Raw genomic sequence first — 22395 nt, 5'->3', positions numbered from 1 at the left:
GCTGGTCGAGGGCGCGGCGGCCGAGCGCGGCGTGGCACTGCGGCGCGAGCCCTGCACACCCGGCCTGACGGCCCACGCCGACCCGCTGTGGCTGAAGCAGGTGCTGCTCAACCTGCTGACCAACGCCGTCAAGTACAACCGGCCGGGCGGCTGGGTGGACCTGAGTGCCCGGGCCCTGCCGCACGGCCAGCTGTGCATCACCGTGCGCGATGGCGGCTACGGCATGACGGAAGAGGCGCTGGCACGCGCCTTCGAGCCCTTCCAGCGCGCTGCCGAGCGGCAGCCCGGCGTGCCGGGTGTCGGCATCGGCCTGGCGGTCGTCAAGACCTTGATGGAGCGCATGGGCGGCGAGGTCGGCGCCCGCAGCACACCGGGCGAAGGCAGCGAATTCGAGCTCTGGCTGCTGCGCGAGATCGAGGCGCCGCCGGCCCCGCTGGCCGAGCTGCTGGCCGGTGCCCCGGTGCCCGCGCCGCCACCGCACGGCCAGGCGCCGGTGCTGCTCTACATCGAGGACAACCCGGTCAACGTGATGATCGTGCAGGAGCTGGCCAAGCGCCGTGCCGGCCTGCAGTTCCACAGCGCACCCGACGGCGTCAGCGGCCTGCAGCTCGCGACCGAGCTGTCGCCTTCGCTGATCCTGCTCGACATGCACCTGCCCGACCTGCACGGCCTGGCCGTGCTCGAGCGGCTGCGCGGCGACCCGCGCACGCTGCGCATTCCCTGCATCGCGCTGTCGGCCAATGCGATGCCCGAAGACATCCGCCAGGCCATGGAGGGCGGTTTCGCCGACTATTGGACCAAGCCGCTGGATTTCGCCGTCTTCAACCGGACGATGGACGCGCTGCTGTCGAAGCTGCCCACGGCAGGCTGACGACCGCCCGCAGCCCCGGCTCGGCGGCCTCGAAGCGCAGGCTGCCGCCATGCGCCTGGGCGACCAGCCGGCACAGGTACAACCCGAGCCCGACGCCGCCGGTGGCACGCTGGCGCGCCGAGTCGGTGCGGTAGAAGGGTTCTGCCAGGTGCGCCAGCAGCTCGGGCGGCACGCCGGGGCCGTGGTCGCGCACCGTCAGCGTCAGCGTCGCGCCGTCCCAGCGCGCGCCGAGCTCCGGCGGCTGCGCCGCGTCGCCGGCATGGCGCAGAGCGTTGTCGATCAGGTTGCGCAGCAGCAGCGTCAGCCGCGTCTTGTCGGCCTCGGCCGGCGGCAGATCGGGCGGCAGATCGACCACCAGGGCGCGCCCGGCGAGGGGGCCCGCCCGCAGCGTGGCCACCAGCGCGGCCAGGTCGGTCGGCTCGCGCTGCAGCGCGGCGTGCGGCTGCGCGAGGCGCTCGCTTTCGAGCAGGCTGGTCACGAGGTCGCGCATCTCGGCCAGGTCGCGCAGCAAGGCGTCCCGCTCGGGGCCCTCGGGCACCAGCTCGGCATTCAGCCGGGCCCGCGTCAGCGGCGAGCGCAGCTCGTGGCTGATCGCCAGCAGCAGCGCGCGCTTGGCGTCGAGCATGCCGTGCAGGTCGGCGGCCATCGTGTTGACCTGTTCGGCCAGCACGCCCAGTTCATCGTGCCGGTGCAGCGGGATCGGCTGGCTGAAATCGCCCCGGCCGAAGCGCTCGACGCCGGCGCCGATCTCCTTCAAGGGGCCGAACAGCAGGTGGGCCAGCTTCCAGGCCAGCGCGGTCAGCATCAGCAGCACGGCCAGCGTGATCCAGCCGATCATGCGCGGGCGCTGCATCCAGGCCTGCGCGTCCAGGCCGAAGCGGATGCGGTGGCCGTCGGCCGTGTGGCGCACCAGCAGCTCGTGCGGGTGCGCCTCGACGAAGCCCGGCCGCGGCGGCGCCGAGCGCCACTGCACCACCGGGCCCTCGATCTCGATGGTCAGCGGCAGCCGCGCCGTCAGCGCCTGCGCCCGCGCCACGTCCGGCGGGCTGCCGAGGTCGGCGGCCAGGCGGTCGACGTAGTCGGCCACCAGCGGCTTGATGACGTCCTGCCAGCCGGTCGTGAACGCCCGCTGCATGCCGAACATGAAGGTCAGGCTGATCGCCAGCGCCAGCGCCATGAACAGCACGACCAGGCGCAGCCCCAGCGAGTGGCGCATGCGCCGATGCCACCGTTGGTGCCAGCTCGGGTTGGGGTGGTGGCGCCAGGCCGGGGCGGCCGCGTGCGTCCTCATGCGGTGTGCACCGGTGCGCCGGCAAAGGCGTAGCCGGCATTGCGCAGCGTCTTGATGCAGTCCAGCGGCTCGAGCTTGCGGCGCAGGCGCGAGATGAGGATGTCCACCGCGCGGGTGGCCAGGTCGGCGTCGTGGCCGCGCAGGCGGTTCAGGATCTCGTCGCGGCTGAAGACCTTGCGCGGCTCGCCGGCCAGCAGCGCCAGCAGCTCGAACTCGGTGCCGGTCAGCTCCACCGGGCTGCCGTGGCGCCGGACCTCGCGCCGCGCGAGGTCGACCACGATGCCGTCGAAGCGGAGCTGATCCGGCGGCGCGGGCGGCGCGGCGGCAGCGGCCGGGCGATGGCGGCGCAGCACGGTGGTCAGCCGCGCCGCCAGTTCACGCGGCTCGAAGGGCTTGGCGAGGTAGTCGTCGGCACCGAGCTCGAGGCCGACGACCTTGTCGGGCAGCTCGCCGCGCGCGGTCAGCATGATCAGCGGCATCTGGGCCGCCGGGCCGCCACCGCGGCGGATCGTGCGCAGCAACTCGAAGCCGTCCATCTCGGGCAGCATCACGTCGAGGATCGCCGCATCGAACGGCTCGTCGCGCAGGCGGGCCAGGCCCTCGCTGGGCCGCCCGGCCCAGGCCAGCTCGAAGTCGAAGCGCTTGAGGTAGGCAGCCAGCGGTGGGGCCAGGAGCTCGTCGTCGTCGATCAGCAGGATGCGCGGCATGCGGGGATGGTGGCACAAGACATGGCGGTCACCAGTCGATCTCCTGCCGGGCCCAGCGGGCACCGACGAGCAGCAGCGAGGAGGCGACCGCCGCCATCGCGACGAACGCTTCCACGGAGGCGCCGGCGCTGGCTGGCGGCAGCCGTTGCGCCGCCACCGCCAGGGCGGCCAGCATCAGCAGGCCGACGGCGCGCGCGATCGCCCGACCCGCTTCGCGCGGCAGTTGCGGCGTCCACAACGACCACAGCGCCAGTCCGGCCAGCGCGGCGGTGCTGAGCGCATGCCAGGCCACCAGGCCGCCGTCTGCCGCCGGCGTGGCCGCATCGAGCAGCAGCGCCGGGCCGGCCAGCAGGCCGATGGCCAGCGTCATCAGGCTGCGGCCGATCGGGCGGTGCCGCCCCATCCAGCCTGCGCCAGGCCGCGCAACGGGAGCGGCCAGCGCCGCGGCCGCCAGCGAGCGTCGGGAGCTCGGGGGCCACATGGCTCACCCCCGCGCGCCGTTCGCGCCATGCCAGCCGTGGTGGCCGCCGCGCGCCATGAAATCGCGCAGCTTCTGCTGCTGCTCGGGGCGCAGGCCGTCGTAGAAGGTACTGATGGCAGCGATGACCGCCGGGCTCGCGGTGCGCAACGCCTCGGTCTTGTCCTGCACCAGGCTCTGCGCCCGGGCGGCATCGAACTTGTCGCCGGCAAACAGCGCCTGCAGCTGCTCGCGCGGGTTCGTGCTGCCGCCCATCATGGCCTGGCGCTGCGAGTGCAGCGTGTCGGCCAGCGCGACGAGGTTCTGGCGCTGGTTGGCATCGAGCGAGAGCTCGCTGGTCGCGCGGTCGATGATCTTGTCGCGCCACTTGGCAGCGTCGGCCTCGCTCATCGGCCCGCCGGCGTGCCAACCGCAGCCACCCATGCGGGCGCTGTTCGCGAAGGCCAGGCTGCCCAGCGCGACGCTGGCGCCCAGGGCGGCGATGAGGGTGTTCTTGATCCAGGTTCGCATGGCGACTCCTTCGGTGAGGTGATGTGAGGTGGCGCCATCGTGCCGGCCGGGCCCGCCCACGTCCTTTCACCGCCGTATCAGCGTGTTTCGTTTCTTTTCGCCCCCACCCGATGCGGCGCTCGCAGAGCCGCCGCACCCCAAGTGGCGTGCGCGGATCCGGCTGAAGCCGGTCCGCTGCGCGAGCCCCCCCGGGGGGGCCGAGCCCGGACATGAACAGTCCAGTGGACTGTTCGTGCCTGGCGAGGGGCCGGGCCACTGGCCCGGCGCGGCCTGCAAGGCGCCCCCGGAAGGGGACATGGGGGCACGGTTTCAGCCAAAGCGGCCATGCAGGAACCAGCCCGGCTCGCCGGCCGGCGGCACCGGGCGCAGGCGGTAGACCCACAGCAGCGCGCCGTCGTGCTGCTGGGCGACGAAGTAGTCGCGGCAGACGAGGTCGCCGTCCCACCAGCCGGTCTCGATGCGCTCGGGGCCGGCCAGCAGGTGCAGCGGCTGGCCGCCGAGCCAGGGGCGCGAGGCGCGCTCGGGCAGCGCTTGCGGCGTGGGCAGCAGCCAGGTGGGTCGGGTCAGGCGGTGGGTGGGCCCCGGCGGGACGGGCGCGGCCGCGGTGGCCCGGGTGGTGGCGTCTTCTTGCACGGTCGCGCGCTCGGGGCGGTGGTCGGCATGCACGGCCAGGCGCTGCACCGCGTCGCGGCCGAGCCGGGCCTGCAGCCGTTCGGCCAGGCGTAGGAAGCCCTCGCGCTGGCCGGCCTGGCTGGGAAACAGTTCGCCGTCGGGCGGCGGGCCCAGCACCGGCTCGTCGCAGGCCAGCCCCATCGTGTGCACCGGCGCGGCCAGCGGCTCGCGCGCCAGGCGCTCGCGCAGCACCGCCTGCAGGTGGCGCGCGTCGCCGGTGGGCTCGGCCAGTGCCATGTCCACCCGGCTGAGCTGCACCCCCGCCTCGCCCTGTGAATTCGCCCGCAGCCGGCTCTCGTGGTGCAGCAGCAGCGTGAAGCGCTGCACCCGCGCATGCCGCGCCTGCGCCCAGGCCAGCAGGCGCACGAGCAGCACCTGGGCGCCGCCCAGCAGTGCATCGGTGTTGTCGGCCCGGGCCCAGAGCTCGACCTGGCTGTGAAAACGCAAGGGCGGCGCGATCGGCTCCAGCGGATCCGGCGCCAAGCCCCAGGCGCGATCCAGCGCCGACAGCACGCCCGGGCCGAAGCGGCGCGCCAGGCCGCCGCGCGGCTGGCGGCGCAGATCGGCCAGCGTGCGCAGGCCCATCGCCTCCATCTGCGCGCAGGCGGCCTCATCGGGCGCCAGCCAGGCGGCCGGCAAGGCGACCAGGCGCTGGTGCAACGCGGCCCAGGCGGGATCGTCGGCTGCACGGCGGCCGGCAGGGTCGCCCGCCGCGCCATGGCCGGCCGGGCACAGCGCCGCGCGGGTGAGTGCGTCGGGCGGGTGCGGGTCGTCCTGCGCGCGGGCGAGCAGCAACGCGCCCAGCGCGCTCGGCGCATGGGCACGCTGCACGCGGTGGCCGAGCGGGGCCAGTGCGTCGGCGATGCGCTGCCACAGCCGCGCCGGGCCGCCGAAGCAGCGCAGGCTGGCCTGGACCTCGGCCAGCAGGCCATCCGGCGGGGCCGGCACCACGGTCGGCGTGAAGGCCAGCAGCACATGTGCCACCGCCTGCAGCGCCTCGGCGTCACGCCGGGGGTCGGCCTGGCCCAGCACCAGCTCGGGCGCCAGCGCCAGCGCGGTGGCGCGCTTCATGCCCGGCGCGACACCACGTGCCGCCGCCGCCGCATTGGCCGCCACGATGCGGTGCTGCTCCTGCAAGGCCACCGGCAGTGCGGCCTCGGCCCCCATCCGGGCACAGAAGGCCTCGAGGGACAGCAGCGGCAGGTGCAGACCGATCCAGAGCATGGCAATGGGGGCGCAGCACGGTGCTCAGAGGCTGAGAGTTTTTCGGCCATGCCAGAAAGGCGCGTCGAAACGCCCGCGATCTAGGCGCAAAGCACAGCCATAGCTCGGGCTATGGCGAGCATTTGCAACGACGAGCGGGGGTGTTTTGGCGTGCAAGGCGGGCATGGGTGAAAGACTCCCAGCCTCTCAGGCCGCGAAAGGCCGGCGGGTGGTGGCCGGGGCTGGGGCCGTGGCCGGCGCCGAGCGCCATGCCACGACCGGCAGCAGCCGCGCCTTGGCCAGCGCCCGCTCGGACAGCACCGGCGCCAGCGCGAGCCGCAGCGGCTCGCCCATCGCCGGGCCGCGGCGCTTGACGATCTGCAGCGCGAGCTCGTCGCCGCCGGCCGGCTGCAGCACCACCCGCAGCGGCGCCGGGCTGGGCTGAGATTGCGCGGCCAGCTCGCGCAGCAGAAAGGCCGGCCCCTCGTGCCCCTGGGCGGCCAGCTGCAGGCGGCGCAGCACCTCGGGCCGCGCCGCGGCGCCCGGCCAGGCCAGCACGGCCCCCGCCTGGCCGCTGCGCAAGGCCTGCTCGACGGCCCAGCACAGCTCGGCCCCCGGCCCCCCGCCTCGCCGCCGCAGGGATGGCTTCTTGAGCGCGCCCCCAGGGCCGGGCTGCATGGCTGGCTTGCACGAGCGCACGACGATGCACTGCCCCGGTGGCCAGCCCAGCTCGGCCAGCGCCACCGCGTTGACCTCGGCCGGCGGGTCGAACAGCATCACGCCGCGCCCGGCCTGGGCCAGCCCGGCCAGCAGCGGCGCGAGCAGACGGATCTCACCGACGCCTGGCTCGGGCAGCAGCAACTCGGTCAGCACCCGCACCGGCCAGCCGCCGCCGGGCAACTCGGCATCGAGTGCCGCGAAGCCGCTCGGCACGGCGCCCTCGCCGCCCGATGCGCCCGGGCCGCTGCGGGCGCGCCACAGCGCCGGGTGCAGCGCGCTCGGCTCGGCCAGCAGCGCCGCCCGGCCCGGGGAAGCTGAAAACGAAGGGGAAGAGTGCGCCATGGTACTGTTTATTTATACAGCATCTTAGGCTTCGCCAGTGAGGGGTCAAGCGCGCGCCGAAAGACCCGGCGTGGGGCTCGTGCAAGATGCACGCATGTCATTCACCCCCGGCCCCTGCCCCTGCGGCCGCCTCGGCGCCAAGCGCCAGCCGCTCACCTACGACACCTGCTGCGGCCGCTTCCACCGCGGCGAGCCCGCGCCCGACGCCGAGGCACTGATGCGATCGCGCTACAGCGCCTACGTGCTCGATCTCGCCGACTACCTGCTCGCCACCTGGCACCCGAGCACGCGGCCGGCCGCGACCCTGCCGAACGAGCCGGGCCTGAAGTGGCTGGGCCTCGAGGTGCGCCGGCACACGCTCCAGGACGCCGACCACGCCACGGTCGAGTTCGTCGCCCGCAGCAAGCTCGGCGGCCGCGCCATGCGCCTGCACGAGACCAGCCGCTTCGTGCGCGAGCCGGCCGGCCCCCAAGGAAACGAAGGCCGATGGCTCTACCTCGACGGCGAGATGCGCCACCCCGCCTCACTCTGACCGACGGACCGCCCTGCCATGCTGATCTACGCCAACCCGCTGCACGCCCGCCACGAGGGCCGGCACGAGATGTTCCGCGGCCAGCTCGTGCCCTGCCACGAAACCCCGGCCCGCCTCGAGCACGTGCTGGCCGAACTGGCCCGACGCCCGGTGGGCGAGCTGCGCGAGGCGCCCCCGATCCCCCGCACCGCGCTGGAGCGCATCCACGCGCCGCGCTACCTCGATTTCCTCGCCAGCGCGTGGGACCAGTGGGTCGCGCTCGACCCGGCCCATGCGGCGCAGGACGCACTGCCCTCGGTCTGGCCGGTGCGCGGCTTTCGCGACGACGTGGAGCCCACCAACTTCGCGGCCCGCATGGGCCTGTATTCGTTCGACGCGGGCACACCGCTGACGGCCGGCACCTGGGCCGCCGCCGAGGCGGGTGCCGCCTGCGCACTGGCCGCCGCCAGTGCATTGCGCCAGCCCGGCGCGCCGCGCGCCGCGGTGGCGCTGACCCGCCCGCCCGGGCACCACGCCGGGGCCGATTTCTTCGGCGGCTACTGCTTCCTGAACAACGCCGCGCTGGCCGCGCAGGCGCTGCGCGACGCGGGTGCCAGGCGCGTCGCGGTGCTCGATGTCGACTACCACCACGGCAACGGCACGCAAAGCCTGTTCTACGAGCGGCCGGACGTGCTCACCGTCTCGATCCACGGCGACCCGCGCACCGAGTACCCCTTCTACCTCGGCCATGCCGACGAGCGCGGCGAGGGCGAGGGCTTCGGCTACAACCTGAACCTGCCCCTGCCGGCCGGCAGCGATTTCGCGGCCTGGCACGGCGCGCTGGGCCAGGCCCTGCAGCGCATCGCCGATTTCGCGCCCGACGCGCTGGTGGTCGCACTGGGCGTGGACACCTACGAGGGCGACCCGATCTCGCGCTTCACGCTGGCCAGCGCCGACTACCCGCACGTCGGCCGCCACATCGCGGCGCTGAAGTTGCCGACCGTGTTCACGCTCGAGGGCGGCTACGCGGTGGCGGCGATGGGCATCAACGTGGTGAACGTGCTCGAAGGGTTTGAAGCGGCTTGAATGAACTCAGTGCTTCAGGCGACGAACTCTTGCCGCACCTTGGGCGACATCAGGCGGCGGATCACCCAGGCCAGCAGGCCGCAGGCCACGAGCGTGACGATGCCCGACAGCACCTTGGCCGCCGTCGCGAAGCCGCCGAACACGCCCAGCGCGCGGTAAGGCAGCGGCGAATCGCGCAGCGTGGCATCGACCAGCGACTGCACGAACTCATGCTGCAGCCACAGGCTCGCGAGGTTGGCCACGATCGCCACCACCACCAGGCCGATGAACGCGCGGCGCGCCCACTCCAGCCGCATCTGCAGGCCGACAGCCGCCACCAGCAGCGCGGCCGAGACCAGCATCCCGGCGCCGGTGACCCACGGCAGGTAGCCCAGCAGCGCGTCGCTGCCCGCCGGCATCGGCCCGGCCTGCACGGCGGCATCCAGCCCCGGCACCCACGATGCGAGCGACGCCTGCTGCAGCACGCCGAAGGCGCAGGCGACGGCCGCCAGCATGATGGCGGCCCAGGCGGTGAGCGTGACGAAGAGCGAGCGGTAGCCGAGGTAGTAGGTGGTAGGCATGATGGTCTCCGTGCCGACGCATCATGGCGACTGCACATGTCCATCATTTTTCAGGGCGCAACCAACCGTGTCATTCCCTCGAAAGAGGGTGTCTCCCTAACCCATAGGGTGTGCACCGGCGACTTCGTCGCGCCGGCCCCACACCCTGCGCGACCCGACGAGATGCGCGACCCATCGAACCCCGTGAACATCCTGTATCGCGACGCGTCGCTGCTCGTCGTCGACAAGCCGGCCGGCCTGCTGGTGCATCGCAGCGGCCTGGACGCACACGAGACCGACACGCTGCTGGATCGACTGCGCGTGCAGCTCGGCCGCGACGCCACCGCCACGCTGGCGCCGGCGCACCGGCTGGACAAGGGCACCTCGGGCCTGCTGGTGCTGGCGTGGACCCCGGCCGCGGCGCGCACCCTGGGCGCGGCCTTCGAGCAGGGGGCGGTCGCCAAGCGCTACCTCGCGCTGGTGCGGGGCTGGCCGGCCGAATCGGTCGATCTCGACCATGCCCTGGCCCGTGACCCCGAAGCGCCGAGCAGCGGCCAGCCGCGCCTGCCGGCACGCACGCTGTTCGGCCGGCTGGCTCGTGTCGAGTGGCCGTTCGCCGTCGACGCACGCCACCCGACCAGCCGCTACGCCCTGGTCGAAGCCTGCCCACTGACCGGCCGGCGGCACCAGATCCGGCGCCACCTGAAACAGATGGCCCATCCGATCATCGGCGACGCGACCCACGGCAAGGGCCCGCACAACCGGGCGGTGGCAGCGTGGCTCAGCGTCAACCGGCTCTGGCTGCACGCCACCGAGCTGAGCCTGCCGCACCCGGCCGACGGCCGGGCGATGCGTTTCGAGGCACCGCCCGGGCTCGACTGGCAGGCCCTGCGAGCGCGCGGGCCCTGGGTCGACGACCCGCCGGCCTAACCGAAGCGCACCGCGTGAATGGGCGGCAGGTGGGCGAAGGCGTGCTGCCAGACGTCACCGCCGTTGGCGCTGGCCCAGAGCTGGCCGGTGGTGCTGCCCATCAGCAGGTGCCGGCCGTCCGGCGCCACCGCCAGGCCATGGCGGTAGACGAGGTCGTAGCAGTTCGACTGCGGCAGGCCCTCGCGCAGCTCGTCGAAGCTCTTGCCGCCGTCGCGCGTGCGCTGCACGGCCAGCGCGGCGCCGACCGGCACGCGCTGCTGGTCGGCCACGCCAGGCACGAGCCAGGCGGTCAGCGGGTCGCTCGGGTGCGCCGCCACCGCGAAGCCGAAGTTCGACAAGGGCGCGGTGGTCACCTCCTGCCAGCTCTTGGCGTTGTCGGCCGTGCGCCAGATGCCGTTGTGATGCTGGCACCAGAGCACCTCGGGCACCGCGGTGCAGCGCGCCACGCGGTGCGGATCCTGCACGCTCGGGTCTTCGGCCCGCTCGGGCGGCATGTAGGCGGCACGCAGGCCCGCGCCGCGCATCGCCCAGCTCTGGCCCGCGTCGGCGGTGTGCCAGACCCCGCCGCAGCTCACCGCCAGCAGCCACTCGTCGGGCTTCGTCGGATGCGGGCTGATCGAGTGGATGCCCGGCGTGTCGTAGCCGCCGCCGAACCATTCGGGACGTTCAGGCTGGTTCCACAGCGGCAGGTTGAGCTGCCAGCTCGCGCCGCCGTCTTCCGAGACGAACAGTCCGCCTGGCAGCGTGCCCGCCAGCAGCCGCGAGCCGGCACGCTCCAGCACCCAGATCTGCACGAGGTTCCAGGCCGGGCCGGGCGCGCCCTCGGGCTGGGGCGGGTAGGCCGGCGCGGGCCGCTCGGCCCAGGTCTGGCCGGCGTCGTCGCTCGCGTGCAGCTTGACGCCGAAGTGGCCGAGGTTCAGCGCGGCCAGCATGCGGCCGCTGGCGTCCGGCGGCAGCACGGTGCTGACCGGCTCGCCGAGGAAGCTGGTGCGGGCGATGCGCCAGGCCGGGCCGCTGCGGCGCAGCTCGAACAAGCCCTTGCGGGTGGCGACCCAAGCGCGGTCGTGGGCGGCGGCATTCGAGGTCATCGCGTCATCCTCCGGACAGGGCTTGCAGCACGTAGACCGCGCTGGCGGGTTGCAGGGGCTGGTCCAGGCGCACGCGCTCGTGGCAGCGCTCGCCATCGACGAAGACCACCACGTTGGCGCGCAGCGCGCCCTGGTCGTTCAGCACGTAGCCGCGCAGAAGCGGGTTGCGTGCGAACGCGTCCTCGAGGACGGCACGCAGCGTCGTCGCGCTGCTGCGCACCTCGGGCGCCGCGATGAAGCGGCGCAGCTGCGGCGTGAACTGGATGGTGGGCATCGGGCGGCCATCATCGCGGCCGGCGGGCCACCCGGCAAGGCCCGGCCGACAAGCCCGCGCCGCCAGCGAATGCACCCGCGCCGGCGCAGGTCAGGTGCCGGCGCCGACAATGTCCGACCCCTTCTGCCCAGGCCGCTGACCGGCGGCCGCCCTCACCTCACCATGCCCACCGGCCTGCTTGCCGCTGCCCTGTCCTACGCCCTGTGGGGCCTGTTTCCCTTGTACTTCCACCAGGTGGCCGATGTGCCGGCGCTGGAGATCGTGCTGCACCGCTCGGTCTGGTCGCTCGCCTTCGTCGTGCTGCTGCTGGCCGTGATGCGGCGCTGGGCCTGGGTCGCCGACGTCGTCAGGCAGCCCCGCACCCTGGCGGTGTTCGGCGCCAGCGCCGTGCTGCTGTCGACCAACTGGCTGGTCTACGTCTGGGCGGTCAACAACGGGCGGGTGATGGAGGCGAGCCTGGGCTACTTCATCAACCCGCTGGTCAACGTGGCGCTGGGCGTGGTGTTCCTGCACGAGCGGCTGCGCACCGCGCAGCGCTGGGCGTTGGCGGTGGCCGCGCTCGGCGTCGGCTGGCTGACCTGGACGGCCGGCGTGCCACCTTGGATCGCGCTGGCGCTCGCCTTCAGCTTCGGCCTGTACGGCCTGCTGCGCAAGACGGCCCCGCTGGGCGCGCTGGAAGGCCTCGCGCTGGAAACCGCGCTGCTGGCCCCGCTGGCCGTGCCGGCGCTGGCCTGGTTCAGCCTGCACGGCGGCGCACTGCAAGGCGCCAGCGCCGGCACCTGGGCCTGGCTGCTGTTCGCCGGCCCGCTGACGGCCGTGCCGCTGCTGCTGTTCGCCTTCGGCGCGCGCCGCGTCACGATGGCCACGCTCGGGCTGCTGCAGTACCTGGCACCGACCATCCAGTTCGGCCTCGCGGTGTGGGTCTTCCACGAGCCGCTGCGGCACGAGCGCCTGCTCGGCTTCGTGCTGATCTGGATCGCCCTGGCGATGTACAGCGCCGAGTCGCTGTGGCGCCTGCGGCGGGCCGCGGCGCCCGCGGCGGCCTGACCGATCAGGCCAGGTCCTGGTGCAGGCAGAGGATGTTGCCCTCGGTGTCCTCGAACCAGGCGGCCTTCTCGGAGCCGAGCACGCACACGTGGCCGATCGTCTTCAACCCCGGCAGGTCGTAATCGGCAAACGCCACGCCACGCCCTTCGAGCTCGGCCACCGCGCGGCCGATGTCGGCCACGCGGAAGCTCAGCGCGGTGTGCTCGGCCTTCGTTCCCTCTGGCTTCGGAAACAGCGCCAGCTCGGTGCCGCCGGCACGGTAGATGAACTTGCCGTCGGGCTTGGCACCCAGCGGCGTCAGGCCCAGGCACTGCTCGTAGAAGGCACGGGCGCGGGTCAGGTCCTTCACCGGCAGGATGCAGGTCACCGGGGCATCGTCGAGCAGGGCCATGGCGTCCTCCAGCGCGCGGGCTTGCGCGCTGGAGGGTTGTACGCCGCCGCCGGGGCGGCGTAAAGCGGGTTCAGCGCAGGTCGCCGGCCAGGCTGGCGAGGGTGTCGGCCGCGATGCTGGCGTGCGCCGGGTAGTGCGTGTGGTCGCACCCCAGCTTCACGCCGGCGCCGGCACGCACCGCTTCACGCGCGGCCGCGGCCAGCTCGAAGCGCAGGAAGTGCACCGACGAAGTCTTCTCGTCGTTCTCGCGGGCCAAGTCTTCGTCGGCGATCGCGTAGACGCGCGGGTGGCCTTCGACCTCGACGAACATCCGGTCTTCCACACCGATCAGCCGCGCCAGCTCGCGCTTGCGCTCGTTCGGGTCGGGGTACTCGATCAGCATCGTCGCCTTCCAGTTCGTGCCGTCGGGCACCAGCGGCGCGTAGGCGTCGATCTCGGCCTGGATGCCGTCTTCGTCGAAGATCTTCTCGATGTGCAGCATCTCCTGGATCTGGCGGCGGATGGTCTGCTCGTCCTCGAACTGCAGCGTCATGTGCTCGCCCAGGTGCACGCTGCGCAGCCGCCGGTGGGCGATGACCGCCGGCTTGTCGGTCTTGCGGATCCTGGCGTAGGCCTCGAGGGTCAGCAGGCTGTCGCGGGTGATCGTCATCGCGGGGTCCTTCATCGTCAGAGTCCGTAGGCCCGGCGTACGAGGCTCAGAGGGTGTTGCAGCGCCTTGGCTGGCGTGCCGGCAATCGCCATGCCTTGGGCGATGTGGTGGCCGGCTAGCGCGCAGTCGCTGCTGATCACGTCGGGCTCGTCCTTGGCCATGGCCTTGAAGACCGGCCTGCCGATCTTCATCGCGACCGGGTGGTAGGGCGTCTTCACGCCATAGGTGCCGGCGTGGCCCGAGCAGCGCTCGACGGTGTTGAGCTGCACCGCCACGGTCTGCCCGATCAGCTTGAACATCTCCTCGGTCTTGCGGCCGATGTTCTGCACGCGGCCGTGGCAGGGGATGTGGTAGCTGACCTTGCCGAGCGCGGCCTTGAAATCGGTCTTCAGCAGGCCGTCCTTGTGGCGGGCCACGAGGTACTCGAAGGGGTCGAACATCGCCTCCTTCACCGCCAGCACGTCTGCGTCGTCCGGGAACATCAGCGGCAGTTCCTGCTTGAACATCAGCGTGCAGCTGGGGATCGCGCTGACGATGGCCCAGCCCTCGCGGGCGTAGCGCGCGAGCACCGGGATGTTGGCCGCCTTGTGCTCGGCCACCGCGTCCAGGTCACCCAGCTCGAGCTTGGGCATGCCGCAGCACTTTTCCTTCTCGACGATCTCGTACGGGATCTCGTTGTGCGCCAGCACCTTCAACAGATCGTGCCCGATGCCGGGCTCGTTGTAATTGACGTAGCAGGTGGAAAAGATCGCCACCTTGCCCGGCGTGCGCGCGCCGTTGGTGACCACCGTGGCCTCCCCCTTGGACTTGGCGCTCCAGCGGAAGCGGCTCGTGGCCAGGTCGGGCAGCCACGCGTCGGGATGCACGCCCAGCGTCTTGTCCAGCGCGCGGCGCATCGTCTTGGTCCTGTTGACCGCGTTGACGATCTGCACGACGACCGGGATGCCTGCGAACTGGCCGTGCACGTCGGTCGAGGCCAGCAGCCGCTCGCCGGCGCCCACGTGCCCCTGCTTGAACTTGATCGCCTTGGCGCGCAGCATCAGGTGCGGGAAGTCGAGGTTCCACGGGTGCGGCGGCACATAGGGGCACTTGGTCATGTAGCACAGGTCGCACAGGTAGCACTGGTCGACGACCTTCACGTAGTCCGACTTGGCCACGCCATGCACTTCGCCGTCGGCGGTGGCGTCGACCAGATCGAACAGCGTCGGGAACGACTGGCACAGGCTCACGCAACGCCGGCAGCCGTGGCAGACGTCGAAGACCCGCTCCATTTCCTTCTGGCATTCGGCCTCGTCGTAATAGCCGGGGCTTTGCCAGGCGATCGGGTGGCGAGTCGGCGCCTCGAGGTTGCCTTCACGAGTCATTGAGCCCCCACGCTTCCGTTCCGTTCGCTGCCCCCCCGAGGGGGCTTTGCAGCGGACCGGCCGAGCCGGATCCGCGCAAACTCCTTGGACAAATTTCCTGGATCAGTCGACGAGCTGTTCCAGCGCCTTGGTGTAGCGGTTGGCGTGCGAGCGCTCGGCCTTGGCCAGTGTCTCGAACCAGTCGGCGATCTCGTCGAAGCCCTCTTCGCGCGCGGTGCGGGCCATGCCCGGGTACATGTCGGTGTACTCGTGGGTCTCGCCGGCGACGGCAGCCTTCAGGTTGTCGCGCGTCGGGCCGATCGGCAGGCCGGTGGCCGGGTCACCCGAGCCGTGCTCGAGGAACTCGAGGTGGCCGTGGGCATGGCCCGTCTCGCCTTCGGCGGTGGAACGGAAGAGCGCGGCCACATCGTTCTGGCCCTCGACGTCCGCCTTGCTTGCGAAATACAGATACCGGCGGTTGGCCTGAGATTCGCCGGCAAAGGCGTCCTTCAGGTTCTGCTCGGTCTTGGAACCCTTCAATGCCATGACATGCTCCTCAATCAACGTGGGGACGTGGTCGGCGGCGTCGGCCGGCGACTCAAGCGTTGACGCTAGCGCGGCCGCGGGGGCTTGGCAATTCGAATGCGTCAATACGCGGCATAGGCGAGGGCTATGCGCCTCAGGGCCAACCCTGAGCGGCGGCCGGCGCCGTCAGCGCAAGCCGAGCAGGCGCAGCGCCAGGTCGTGCAGCCGGCCGGCCGGGTCGGCCAGGTTGCTCAGGATGCTGAAATGGTGGTGGCCGACGAGGGTCTCGCACACCGGCACCGCCGTCGGCCCCCACTGGTCGCGGATCAGCTGGTTCTGGTGCAGGTACTCCTCGCTCTCGTCGCCGCCGACCACCGCGTACAGCGGCCGCTTCGGCCGCGGGAAGAAAGCCGGCGACAGGCGCTTGACGCTGGCCGGCGTGAGCTGAAGGTCGGCCGCCAGGAACGGCGTCAGGCGGATCGGCTCCAGGTCGTACAGGCCCGAGATGCCCAGGGCGCCCTGCACCGGCAGCAACGGCAGATCGGCATCGACCTCCTTCCAGCGACAGCACAACAGCATCGCAGCCAGGTGGCCGCCGGCCGAATGCCCGGCCAGCGCGATGCGCGACGGATCGGCACCGAAGCCGGCTGCATGCCGCGCCACCCAGGCGACGACGCGCGTGAGCTGCAGGGCGATCTGCTCGATGCTCGCCGCCGGGCACAGGCTGTAGTTGGGCACCACGACCGCCGCCCCGTCGGCCACGAACGAGGGCGCGACGAAGGAATGATCGGCCTTGTCGAAGGCACGCCAGTAGCCGCCATGGATGAAGACCAGCACCGGCGCACCGGGCTGCGCGGCGGGAAAGACATCGAGCCGCTCGTCGGCCCCGTCGCCATAGGCGATGTCGAGCTGGCAGCGCGCCCCTTCACGCGCGAGCCGCGAGGCCTGGCGCCAGCGCTCGAAGACGGCCGGGTGCTCGGGCACGCGGGCCCGGTTGTCGTACTGCGCGTCCAGCCACGCAGGGTCGAGGCGGTCGATTCGGCTCATTCAAGGCTCCCGTTTTCTTGATGCTAGAATGCAAAGCTTACTGGGGACGTAGCTCAGCTGGGAGAGCGTCGCGTTCGCAATGCGAAGGTCGGGAGTTCGATCCTCCTCGTCTCCACCAGATTCACCAAGGGGTTGCACCGAGAGGCTGCGACCCCTTGTCGTTTCCAGGCTGCGCTTTGGCCACCTGGCAACGCCTGCGCCACCAAGCACCGCCGCCAAGCACAATAGCGCGCACGGCAGGCAAAGGCACGGCGCAACAGTGGACGTTCCGGCACAGTGGATCGAACGCAAGGTGGAGGACGACACCGATGTCCTCTACCTGGTGGGTGCCTGGCGCCTGCCCAACGTGCCGGCCATCGTGAACGCCCTGCGCGTCCTGCAGCTGCGCACGGCGAAAGCCTTCGTGGTGGACGGCAGCCGGTTGGAGGAACTGGACACCGCTGCCGGGTTCATGCTGCTGCGCCATCTCGCGCAGATCGGCTGCACCGAGTCGATGGTCAAGCCGCGCGGCTTCGACCCCAGGCATGGCCGCTTGCTTCGCCTGGTGCACGACCGCATGACCACGCCGGCCGCGACCGGCCGGTCGGCACACCTCGGGCTGGTGCAGCACGTGGGCGCCGCCACCCTCAAGCTCGGCGCCCTCGTGAGAACCCACACCGGCTTCATCGGCGCGGTGACGCTGGAGGCCCTGGCCCTGCTGCGGCGGCCGCGCCTTTTCAGGCCGCGCGAGACGGTCGCGCAGTTCGAGGCGGTGTGCGTCAATGCCATCCCCATCGTCGCGCTGGTGAACTTCCTGATCGGCGTGGTGATCGCCTACGTGCTGGGTGTACAGGCGCAGCGCTACGGCGCCAACCTGTTCGTGGCCGACGGCATCGGCCTGGCCGTGTGCCGTGAGTTGTCGCCGATCCTCGCCTCGGTGCTGGTCGCCGGCCGCTCCGGCGCGGCCTTCACGGCGCAGATCGGCACCATGAAGGTCGAGGAGGAGATCGATGCGATCAGCACGCTCGGCCTGTCACCGATCCAGGTGCTGGTCATCCCGCGGCTGCTCGCACTCGTCCTCGCGCTGCCCCTGCTCGTGTTCGTCGGCGACATCGCGGGTATCGTCGGCGGCATGCTGGTGGGCACCTGGCAACTCGACATCGCGCCGCAGGTCTTCATCGACCGCGTGCACGGCGTGCTCGAAGTGCGGCACTTCGTCGTCGGCCTCGCGAAGGCGCCGGTGTTCGCGGCCTTCATCGCCTTGATCGCCTGCCGCATGGGCATGGCGGTGACGCGCGACGCGCGCAGCGTCGGCGACAACACCACTTCCACGGTGGTGCAGTGCATCGTCTGGGTCATCACGCTGGACGCGATCTTCGCCGTCGTGTTCCAGCGCCTGGAGATCTGAGATGGACGACGATGTTGTGCTGGCCGTGCGCTCGATCGTCACCCGCTTCGGGACGCAGGTGGTGCACGACGGCATCAGCTTCGCCGTGCAGCGCGGCGAGGTGGTGGGGCTCATCGGCGGCAGCGGCAGCGGCAAGTCGGTGCTGCTCAGGGAGATCATCGGCCTGATGCGCCCCACCCAGGGCGCCGTCGAGCTGCTCGGCACCGACGTCGCGCATTGCAGCCCCGACGAGCTCAATGCCCTGCGCCGGCGCTTCGGCGTGCTGTTCCAGGATGGCGCGCTGTTCTCGTCGCTCACCGTGGCCGAGAACGTCGCCGTGCCGTTTCGCGAGAACAGCGATCTGCCGGTGGACCTGATCGCGCCCTTGGTGGGCTTCAAGCTCGCGCTCGTCGGGCTGCCCGCCAACGCCTGCGCCAAGTCGCCCGCGCAGTTGTCGGGCGGCATGCGAAAGCGGGTGGCCCTGGCCAGGGCGCTGGCGCTCGAGCCCGAGATCGTCTTTCTCGACGAACCCACCTCGGGCCTCGATCCGGTCGGCGCCCGCGAGTTCAACCAGCTGCTGCGCGTGCTGTCCGACAGCCTCGGGCTCACGGTGTTCATCGTGACGCACGACGTGGACCTGCTGGAGTCGATCACCGATCGGGTGATCGCGATCGGCGGTGGAAAGGTCATCGCCGACGGCCCGGTCAACTCGGTGAAGCAAGCCGACGACCCGTGGCTGCGCGACTACTTCGCAGTGCATGCTGCCCCCACGTGACCACAGGCCCGCCATGGAACCAGAAGCCAAATACACCATCGTCGGAACCGCCGTGATCGTCCTGCTCGCCCTGCTGGCCGGGGCCGTCGTGTGGCTGCGCAGCACCGGGCAAGGCAACGATGCCCACCTGTACACGATCTACTTCGTGCGCCAGTCGCTCGAAGGGCTCGAGCCGCGCAGCGACGTGACGATGCGCGGCATGCGCGTCGGCTCGGTCACGGGCTTTCGCTTCTCGTCGCGCCAGCCCGGCGCGATCCAGGTCTTCATCTCGGTGGAGCCGACCACGCCGGTGCTCGAGAGCACGCGTGCCACCGTCGAGCGGCACCTGATCACCGGGATCGCCAGCGTGCGCCTGACCAACACCACCGAGCAGAGCCCGCCGCTGGTCAACGTCCCGCCCGGTGAACAGCATGCAGTGATCGCCGAAGGCGAATCCGCGCTGCAACAGGTGTCTGCCACGCTGACGCAGCTGGCGCAAAGCGCCGACGTGACGATGCAGCGCCTGAACGCCACCCTCTCGCCGGAGAACCAGGCCGCGTTCGCCGACATCCTGAACAACCTGCGCCGCGTCTCGCAGCACGCGGAGCAGACCCTGTCCAAGACCGACGCGGCGCTCGGCTCGGTCGGCGGCGCAGCGAACGACCTGCGCACGCTGGCCAACTCGGTGGCAGCCGATGCGCGCACGCTGACCATGCGCTACGAGGCGCTCGGCGCGCAGGCCGCCGCGTCGGTGAAGGACGCGGGCGATGCGGTGCAGAAGATGGGCGCCGATGTCGAGCGGCTCACCAAGCGCGCCGACACGTTGCTCGCCGCCGGCGACGACGAATTGCGCAGCTCGGCACAATCGCTGCGGTCGGCGGCGGACGCAGTGGGCGTCGCGGCCGGGCGCCTGCGCGAGCCGCGGCAAATCCTGTTCGGCCCGGCCGCGGCCGAGCTCGGCCCCGGGGAGGGTCAGCGATGAAACACCTCGTCCCACTTCTGGTGGCGGTGGCCCTGAGCGCGTGCAGCTCGATGGGATCGCACGAACCGGACCGCTATTTCATTCTCGAGTCCACCACCCTCGCGGCGGCTGGACCCGACCCGGCAGCGAAGGTGGTGGTCGCGCGGACGTCATCGGCGAGCTTCTACGATACGCAGGACATCGTGTACAGCCGCGAGCCCGGCACGCGGGCGTACTACCGGTACGGCCACTGGACCGAGCGGCCCCAGCGCGCCCTGCATGCGCAATTGCTGTCGCGCCTCGGCACGGCCGCAGCGGGGCAGCCGGTGCTGAACAGCCGGCTCGAAGAGATCTACCACGATGCCAGCCAACCGCCCGGGGCGGCTCGCATCACCCTCGCGGTCGAGCTCATCGACCCGGCCAGCCGCGCGATCATTGCGCGCCAGCGCTTCACGCGGACGGCGCCGGCCGCGTCCTACGATGCGGCCGGGGCGGTGTCCGGCATGCGGCAGGCGCTCGATGGCCTGCTCGACGACGTGGCCGCCTGGGTCGACGCGCACGCTGCGCCCCCTGCCCGCTGAGCCGGCACGCCGCATGCCGGACAATCACCCGGCACTCAACGGCCCCGCTGCACCCATGCCCCCGCTCCACCCCGAAGACATCGAACGCCGCCTCGACGACCTGGAGGTCAAGGCCGCGTTCGCCGAGGATCTGGTCGAGCGGCTGAACGACATCGTCGTGCGCCAGCAGCAGCAGATCGACCTGCTGGTGCAGGAGCTTCTGCGCCTGCGGCAGCAAGCCTCGTCGAGCGAGCCGGCGGGCTTCCGCAGCCTGCGCGAGGAACTGCCGCCCCACTACTGAGCGGCCCCAGGGCCCACGAGACCTCAATTCCCCTTGCCCCCGAAGAGCAGGAGAGCGCCACCGATGACGATGCCCGCCACGCCGGCCCAGACCGGGATGTTCACGGTCTCCTTCTCCTGAATGGACAGCGAGATCGGCCCCAGCTTGGCCTGATGGGTGTCTTTCGTGTAGCTGAATCCGCCGTACAGCAGGGCCAGCACACCCGCCACGATCAGCGCGATCGCGGCGATCCTGATGGTGTTCATGAGGTTCCTCCTGAAACGCTACAGGCCTCGGCCCTGAATCAAGCGCACCAGAATCACCACGACCGCGATGACCAGGAGAACGTGGATGAGCCCGCCCATCGTGTACGAGGTGACGAGGCCCAGGATCCAGAGGACGACCAGGATGATGGCGATGGTTTCAAGCATCTTGTTTCTCCGTCTCGAGTTGCGTCAGTCGCGGTTGCGAATCAGAAGCGCTTCCCGGCCTACTTGAACCACGAGTCGGTCGCCTTGCGCTCCCACGCGGAGAGCTGCTTCTCGGCTTCTTCCTTGGCCACGCCGTAGCGCTCCTGGATCTTGCCGGCGAGCTGGTCGCGGTGGCCGGCGACGACGTCGAGGTCATCATCGGTCAGCTTTCCCCACTGCGCCTTGACCTTGCCGGTGACTTGCTTCCAATTGCCCTTGATCTGGTCCCAGTTCATGTGAATCTCCTTGCCGTTGAGGTGTGTCGACACTCCCTTTGTCGGCCGGTGGCAGGCCACCGACAACAAACAGGAGCAATTGGCAAGCCTAGGCGCCAAGCGGGCTGCGCTCTGTGCGCTACCGAACACTGGCCTCGACCTGCCTATCAGCCGGCGTGGCCCTCAGCCGATGGCGCCGAACAACGCACCGACGCCCGCGGTGATCGCCATCGCCAGTGCGCCCCAGAACGTCACCCGCCATGCACCCATGAGGACACCGGCGCCGCCCACGCGTGCGGCGACGGCGCCCAAGCCCGCCAGGAAGATCAGCGCCGTCCCCGACACCCAGGGAATCACGCCGTGCGTGGACGCGAGTGCCGTCACCACCAAGGGCAGCGCCGCACCCACCGCGAAACTGGCCGCCGACGCCAGCGCCGCCTGGATGGGCCGCGCGCTGAGGGCCACCGAGATTCCCAGTTCGTCGCGCGCATGGGCGCCCAGCGAGTCGCGGGTCATCAGTTGCTCGGCCACCTGCCGCGCCAGATCAGGCTCGAGGCCCCGTGCGACATAGATGGCCGCCAGCTCGCGGTGCTCGGCCGCGGGATCCTTCTCGAGCTCGGAGCGCTCGCGCGCGAGGTCGGCCTTCTCGGTGTCGGCCTGCGAGTGCACGGAGACGTATTCGCCGGCAGCCATCGACATCGCGCCGGCGACCAGCCCCGCCACACCGGTCACCAGGAGGCTGGCCTGGCTGGCGCCCGAGGCTGCGACCCCCACGACCAGGCTGGCCGTGGAGACGATGCCGTCGTTGGCGCCGAGGACGGCGGCCCGCAGCCAGCCGATCCGATCGGCCCGATGTCGCTCACTGTGACGCATGGCGGTTCACCCGATGGCAAAGGAGATGGTTTCATTCTGGCCCCACATGACCCCGCGGGCCCTGAGCTGGCGCAAATTCGGGTACAAACGGTTCATGCGCTTCATTGAACTTTCCCGTTCCGCACGATGGCTGGTGGTCGCGGCGTGCCTTGCTTTCCCGCTTGCCTCGCCCGCGCAGGACCTTCCCAACAGGTTCGATCCCGCGCGCGACGCCGCGAAGGACGTCGCGACGGCCATGGCAGCGGCCAAGGCACAGCACAAGCGCGTGATCGTGGACGTGGGCGGCGAATGGTGCTCGTGGTGCCACCTGCTCGACAACTTCATCGAGGACAACGCCGACGTCAAGGCGCTGGTCGAGGCGAAATACGTGTGGGTGAAGGTGAACTGGTCGCCGCAGAACAAGAACGAGTCCCTGCTGGCCAAGTGGCCGAAGATCAAGGGCTATCCGCACCTGTTCGTGCTGGATGGCACGGGTAAGCTGGTTCACTCGCAGGAGACGGGCTCGCTGGAGGCGGAGAAGGATTACGACAAGGCGAAGTTCGTGGCGTTCCTGAAGCGGTATGCGGGGAAATAGGACATGTCATGCCGGGCTTGACCCGGCATCCACGGGGGTGGCGTGCCTGGATGGATTGCGGGTCGAGCCCGCAATGACAGCCATCGCCGCGATGACGGCGGCGCTGCTGCTGGCCACC

At 71.2% G+C, this 22395-nt stretch carries 29 protein-coding genes and 1 tRNA gene; 12 read left to right on the top strand and 18 right to left on the bottom strand.

The features are described 5' to 3' along the window. Window positions 1-871, top strand: an 871-nt coding sequence (locus VJ693_RS20965) for a hybrid sensor histidine kinase/response regulator (RefSeq protein WP_324157404.1), incomplete at its 5' end; no start/stop codon positions are given. On the opposite strand, the gene VJ693_RS20960 is transcribed toward VJ693_RS20965, so the two are convergent. The 6 genes from VJ693_RS20960 to imuA all read right to left on the bottom strand — a co-directional run bounded on the left by VJ693_RS20960 (window position 822) and on the right by imuA (window position 6794). Continuing rightward, complete coding sequence (locus VJ693_RS20960; protein ID WP_324157402.1) at window positions 822-2162, bottom strand: HAMP domain-containing sensor histidine kinase; 1341 nt, start codon at window positions 2160-2162, stop codon at window positions 822-824. The genes VJ693_RS20965 and VJ693_RS20960 overlap by 50 nt on opposite strands. Continuing rightward, a complete protein-coding gene (locus VJ693_RS20955; protein ID WP_324157401.1) occupies window positions 2159-2869 on the bottom strand; it encodes a response regulator transcription factor in 711 nt (236 codons plus the stop codon). Before VJ693_RS20955 ends, VJ693_RS20960 begins: the two co-directional genes overlap by 4 nt. 28 nt (window positions 2870-2897) lie before the next feature. Beyond that, window positions 2898-3350, bottom strand: coding sequence for a hypothetical protein (locus tag VJ693_RS20950; protein WP_324157399.1), 453 nt, complete (start codon window positions 3348-3350; stop codon window positions 2898-2900). A gap of 3 nt (window positions 3351-3353) precedes the next feature. Continuing rightward, window positions 3354-3857: a Spy/CpxP family protein refolding chaperone gene (locus VJ693_RS20945; protein ID WP_324157397.1), complete on the bottom strand. Its 504-nt coding sequence runs from the start codon at window positions 3855-3857 to the stop codon at window positions 3354-3356. 309 nt (window positions 3858-4166) lie between these two features. Further along, entirely contained in the window at window positions 4167-5753 is a 1587-nt protein-coding gene (locus tag VJ693_RS20940; protein ID WP_324157395.1) for a DNA polymerase Y family protein, read from the bottom strand. 186 nt (window positions 5754-5939) lie between these two features. Then, a complete protein-coding gene (imuA, locus tag VJ693_RS20935) occupies window positions 5940-6794 on the bottom strand; it encodes a translesion DNA synthesis-associated protein ImuA (RefSeq protein WP_324157394.1) in 855 nt (284 codons plus the stop codon). Between the two features lie 94 nt (window positions 6795-6888). Between imuA and VJ693_RS20930 the strand changes: the two genes are divergently transcribed. Both VJ693_RS20930 and VJ693_RS20925 read left to right on the top strand, forming a co-directional pair. Then, window positions 6889-7326, top strand: coding sequence for a YchJ family protein (locus VJ693_RS20930; protein ID WP_324157392.1), 438 nt, complete (start codon window positions 6889-6891; stop codon window positions 7324-7326). Between the two features lie 18 nt (window positions 7327-7344). Then, window positions 7345-8391, top strand: coding sequence for a histone deacetylase family protein (locus tag VJ693_RS20925; RefSeq protein ID WP_324157390.1), 1047 nt, complete (start codon window positions 7345-7347; stop codon window positions 8389-8391). A gap of 14 nt (window positions 8392-8405) precedes the next feature. Here the strand turns inward: VJ693_RS20925 and VJ693_RS20920 are convergent, their stop codons facing one another. Then, entirely contained in the window at window positions 8406-8951 is a 546-nt protein-coding gene (locus tag VJ693_RS20920) for a hypothetical protein (protein ID WP_324157389.1), read from the bottom strand. A gap of 183 nt (window positions 8952-9134) precedes the next feature. Here VJ693_RS20920 and VJ693_RS20915 point away from each other — a divergent pair, with 183 nt between their 5' ends. Next, complete coding sequence (locus VJ693_RS20915) at window positions 9135-9860, top strand: pseudouridine synthase (RefSeq protein ID WP_324157387.1); 726 nt, start codon at window positions 9135-9137, stop codon at window positions 9858-9860. Here the strand turns inward: VJ693_RS20915 and VJ693_RS20910 are convergent. Continuing rightward, window positions 9857-10948, bottom strand: coding sequence for an exo-alpha-sialidase (locus VJ693_RS20910; RefSeq protein ID WP_324157386.1), 1092 nt, complete (start codon window positions 10946-10948; stop codon window positions 9857-9859). The two genes, VJ693_RS20915 and VJ693_RS20910, sit on opposite strands and share 4 nt — an antisense overlap. 4 nt (window positions 10949-10952) lie before the next feature. Then, a complete protein-coding gene (locus VJ693_RS20905; RefSeq protein ID WP_324157384.1) occupies window positions 10953-11222 on the bottom strand; it encodes a MoaD/ThiS family protein in 270 nt (89 codons plus the stop codon). Between the two features lie 162 nt (window positions 11223-11384). Here VJ693_RS20905 and rarD point away from each other — a divergent pair, with 162 nt between their 5' ends. Further along, entirely contained in the window at window positions 11385-12269 is an 885-nt protein-coding gene (rarD, locus tag VJ693_RS20900) for an EamA family transporter RarD (RefSeq protein ID WP_324157382.1), read from the top strand. Between the two features lie 4 nt (window positions 12270-12273). On the opposite strand, the gene VJ693_RS20895 is transcribed toward rarD, so the two are convergent. From VJ693_RS20895 to VJ693_RS20875, 5 genes are all read right to left on the bottom strand, one after another. Beyond that, entirely contained in the window at window positions 12274-12660 is a 387-nt protein-coding gene (locus tag VJ693_RS20895; RefSeq protein WP_414652335.1) for a VOC family protein, read from the bottom strand. A gap of 70 nt (window positions 12661-12730) precedes the next feature. Beyond that, window positions 12731-13309: a DUF3501 family protein gene (locus VJ693_RS20890; protein ID WP_324157381.1), complete on the bottom strand. Its 579-nt coding sequence runs from the start codon at window positions 13307-13309 to the stop codon at window positions 12731-12733. A gap of 17 nt (window positions 13310-13326) precedes the next feature. Next, window positions 13327-14673 (bottom strand): (Fe-S)-binding protein, encoded by a 1347-nt coding sequence (locus VJ693_RS20885; RefSeq protein ID WP_324157380.1) that lies wholly within the window; start codon window positions 14671-14673, stop codon window positions 13327-13329. Between the two features lie 102 nt (window positions 14674-14775). Then, entirely contained in the window at window positions 14776-15198 is a 423-nt protein-coding gene (locus VJ693_RS20880) for a rubrerythrin family protein (protein WP_324157378.1), read from the bottom strand. Between the two features lie 165 nt (window positions 15199-15363). Next, complete coding sequence (locus tag VJ693_RS20875) at window positions 15364-16224, bottom strand: alpha/beta hydrolase (RefSeq protein WP_324157376.1); 861 nt, start codon at window positions 16222-16224, stop codon at window positions 15364-15366. Between the two features lie 42 nt (window positions 16225-16266). Between VJ693_RS20875 and VJ693_RS20870 the strand changes: the two genes are divergently transcribed. From VJ693_RS20870 to VJ693_RS20845, 6 genes are all read left to right on the top strand, one after another. After that, window positions 16267-16342, top strand: a tRNA-Ala gene (locus VJ693_RS20870). A 141-nt stretch (window positions 16343-16483) separates the two neighbouring features. After that, on the top strand, window positions 16484-17611 hold the full coding sequence (locus VJ693_RS20865; protein WP_324157374.1) for an ABC transporter permease: 1128 nt from the start codon (window positions 16484-16486) through the stop codon (window positions 17609-17611). A gap of 1 nt (window position 17612) precedes the next feature. After that, complete coding sequence (locus tag VJ693_RS20860) at window positions 17613-18365, top strand: ABC transporter ATP-binding protein (RefSeq protein ID WP_324157372.1); 753 nt, start codon at window positions 17613-17615, stop codon at window positions 18363-18365. A gap of 13 nt (window positions 18366-18378) precedes the next feature. Continuing rightward, window positions 18379-19326 carry an MlaD family protein gene (locus VJ693_RS20855; protein WP_324157370.1) on the top strand — a complete coding sequence of 316 codons (948 nt, stop codon included), beginning with the start codon at window positions 18379-18381 and terminating at the stop codon, window positions 19324-19326. After that, window positions 19323-19886, top strand: coding sequence for an ABC-type transport auxiliary lipoprotein family protein (locus tag VJ693_RS20850; protein WP_324157368.1), 564 nt, complete (start codon window positions 19323-19325; stop codon window positions 19884-19886). The genes VJ693_RS20855 and VJ693_RS20850 overlap by 4 nt, the downstream gene beginning before the upstream one ends. A gap of 55 nt (window positions 19887-19941) precedes the next feature. Continuing rightward, window positions 19942-20166 carry a SlyX family protein gene (locus VJ693_RS20845; protein ID WP_324157366.1) on the top strand — a complete coding sequence of 75 codons (225 nt, stop codon included), beginning with the start codon at window positions 19942-19944 and terminating at the stop codon, window positions 20164-20166. Window positions 20167-20189: 23 nt separating this feature from the next. Here VJ693_RS20845 and VJ693_RS20840 read toward each other — a convergent pair whose 3' ends face one another. The 4 genes from VJ693_RS20840 to VJ693_RS20825 all read right to left on the bottom strand — a co-directional run bounded on the left by VJ693_RS20840 (window position 20190) and on the right by VJ693_RS20825 (window position 21703). Continuing rightward, a complete protein-coding gene (locus tag VJ693_RS20840) occupies window positions 20190-20411 on the bottom strand; it encodes a hypothetical protein (RefSeq protein ID WP_324157364.1) in 222 nt (73 codons plus the stop codon). Between the two features lie 18 nt (window positions 20412-20429). Next, window positions 20430-20576, bottom strand: coding sequence for a lmo0937 family membrane protein (locus tag VJ693_RS20835; RefSeq protein WP_324157362.1), 147 nt, complete (start codon window positions 20574-20576; stop codon window positions 20430-20432). Between the two features lie 59 nt (window positions 20577-20635). Then, window positions 20636-20851, bottom strand: coding sequence for a CsbD family protein (locus VJ693_RS20830; protein WP_324157360.1), 216 nt, complete (start codon window positions 20849-20851; stop codon window positions 20636-20638). Between the two features lie 162 nt (window positions 20852-21013). Continuing rightward, window positions 21014-21703, bottom strand: coding sequence for a VIT family protein (locus VJ693_RS20825; RefSeq protein WP_324157358.1), 690 nt, complete (start codon window positions 21701-21703; stop codon window positions 21014-21016). A 94-nt stretch (window positions 21704-21797) separates the two neighbouring features. Between VJ693_RS20825 and VJ693_RS20820 the strand changes: the two genes are divergently transcribed. After that, window positions 21798-22277, top strand: a complete 480-nt coding sequence (locus VJ693_RS20820) for a thioredoxin family protein (RefSeq protein WP_324157356.1) — start codon at window positions 21798-21800, stop codon at window positions 22275-22277. The last annotated feature ends 118 nt before the right edge of the window (window positions 22278-22395 follow it).

Source organism: Ideonella sp. (assembly GCF_035254525.1).
GTDB lineage: Bacteria > Pseudomonadota > Gammaproteobacteria > Burkholderiales > Burkholderiaceae_C > Ideonella.
This window is presented reverse-complemented; position numbering and strand designations above follow the sequence as displayed.

Excerpts from the sequence above, each read along its gene's own strand:
- VJ693_RS20960 (WP_324157402.1), bottom strand. The coding sequence starts at position 2,162 with ATGAGGACGCACGCGGCCGCCCCGGCCTGGCGCCACCACCCCAACCCG.
- VJ693_RS20955 (WP_324157401.1), bottom strand. The coding sequence starts at position 2,869 with ATGCCGCGCATCCTGCTGATCGACGACGACGAGCTCCTGGCCCCACCG.
- VJ693_RS20950 (WP_324157399.1), bottom strand. The coding sequence starts at position 3,350 with ATGTGGCCCCCGAGCTCCCGACGCTCGCTGGCGGCCGCGGCGCTGGCC.
- VJ693_RS20945 (WP_324157397.1), bottom strand. The coding sequence starts at position 3,857 with ATGCGAACCTGGATCAAGAACACCCTCATCGCCGCCCTGGGCGCCAGC.
- VJ693_RS20940 (WP_324157395.1), bottom strand. The coding sequence starts at position 5,753 with ATGCTCTGGATCGGTCTGCACCTGCCGCTGCTGTCCCTCGAGGCCTTC.
- imuA (WP_324157394.1), bottom strand. The coding sequence starts at position 6,794 with ATGGCGCACTCTTCCCCTTCGTTTTCAGCTTCCCCGGGCCGGGCGGCG.
- VJ693_RS20930 (WP_324157392.1), top strand. The coding sequence starts at position 6,889 with ATGTCATTCACCCCCGGCCCCTGCCCCTGCGGCCGCCTCGGCGCCAAG.
- VJ693_RS20925 (WP_324157390.1), top strand. The coding sequence starts at position 7,345 with ATGCTGATCTACGCCAACCCGCTGCACGCCCGCCACGAGGGCCGGCAC.
- VJ693_RS20920 (WP_324157389.1), bottom strand. The coding sequence starts at position 8,951 with ATGCCTACCACCTACTACCTCGGCTACCGCTCGCTCTTCGTCACGCTC.
- VJ693_RS20910 (WP_324157386.1), bottom strand. The coding sequence starts at position 10,948 with ATGACCTCGAATGCCGCCGCCCACGACCGCGCTTGGGTCGCCACCCGC.
- VJ693_RS20905 (WP_324157384.1), bottom strand. The coding sequence starts at position 11,222 with ATGCCCACCATCCAGTTCACGCCGCAGCTGCGCCGCTTCATCGCGGCG.
- rarD (WP_324157382.1), top strand. The coding sequence starts at position 11,385 with ATGCCCACCGGCCTGCTTGCCGCTGCCCTGTCCTACGCCCTGTGGGGC.
- VJ693_RS20895 (WP_414652335.1), bottom strand. The coding sequence starts at position 12,660 with ATGGCCCTGCTCGACGATGCCCCGGTGACCTGCATCCTGCCGGTGAAG.
- VJ693_RS20890 (WP_324157381.1), bottom strand. The coding sequence starts at position 13,309 with ATGACGATCACCCGCGACAGCCTGCTGACCCTCGAGGCCTACGCCAGG.
- VJ693_RS20885 (WP_324157380.1), bottom strand. The coding sequence starts at position 14,673 with ATGACTCGTGAAGGCAACCTCGAGGCGCCGACTCGCCACCCGATCGCC.
- VJ693_RS20880 (WP_324157378.1), bottom strand. The coding sequence starts at position 15,198 with ATGGCATTGAAGGGTTCCAAGACCGAGCAGAACCTGAAGGACGCCTTT.
- VJ693_RS20875 (WP_324157376.1), bottom strand. The coding sequence starts at position 16,224 with ATGAGCCGAATCGACCGCCTCGACCCTGCGTGGCTGGACGCGCAGTAC.
- VJ693_RS20860 (WP_324157372.1), top strand. The coding sequence starts at position 17,613 with ATGGACGACGATGTTGTGCTGGCCGTGCGCTCGATCGTCACCCGCTTC.
- VJ693_RS20855 (WP_324157370.1), top strand. The coding sequence starts at position 18,379 with ATGGAACCAGAAGCCAAATACACCATCGTCGGAACCGCCGTGATCGTC.
- VJ693_RS20850 (WP_324157368.1), top strand. The coding sequence starts at position 19,323 with ATGAAACACCTCGTCCCACTTCTGGTGGCGGTGGCCCTGAGCGCGTGC.
- VJ693_RS20845 (WP_324157366.1), top strand. The coding sequence starts at position 19,942 with ATGCCCCCGCTCCACCCCGAAGACATCGAACGCCGCCTCGACGACCTG.
- VJ693_RS20840 (WP_324157364.1), bottom strand. The coding sequence starts at position 20,411 with ATGAACACCATCAGGATCGCCGCGATCGCGCTGATCGTGGCGGGTGTG.
- VJ693_RS20835 (WP_324157362.1), bottom strand. The coding sequence starts at position 20,576 with ATGCTTGAAACCATCGCCATCATCCTGGTCGTCCTCTGGATCCTGGGC.
- VJ693_RS20830 (WP_324157360.1), bottom strand. The coding sequence starts at position 20,851 with ATGAACTGGGACCAGATCAAGGGCAATTGGAAGCAAGTCACCGGCAAG.
- VJ693_RS20825 (WP_324157358.1), bottom strand. The coding sequence starts at position 21,703 with ATGCGTCACAGTGAGCGACATCGGGCCGATCGGATCGGCTGGCTGCGG.
- VJ693_RS20820 (WP_324157356.1), top strand. The coding sequence starts at position 21,798 with ATGCGCTTCATTGAACTTTCCCGTTCCGCACGATGGCTGGTGGTCGCG.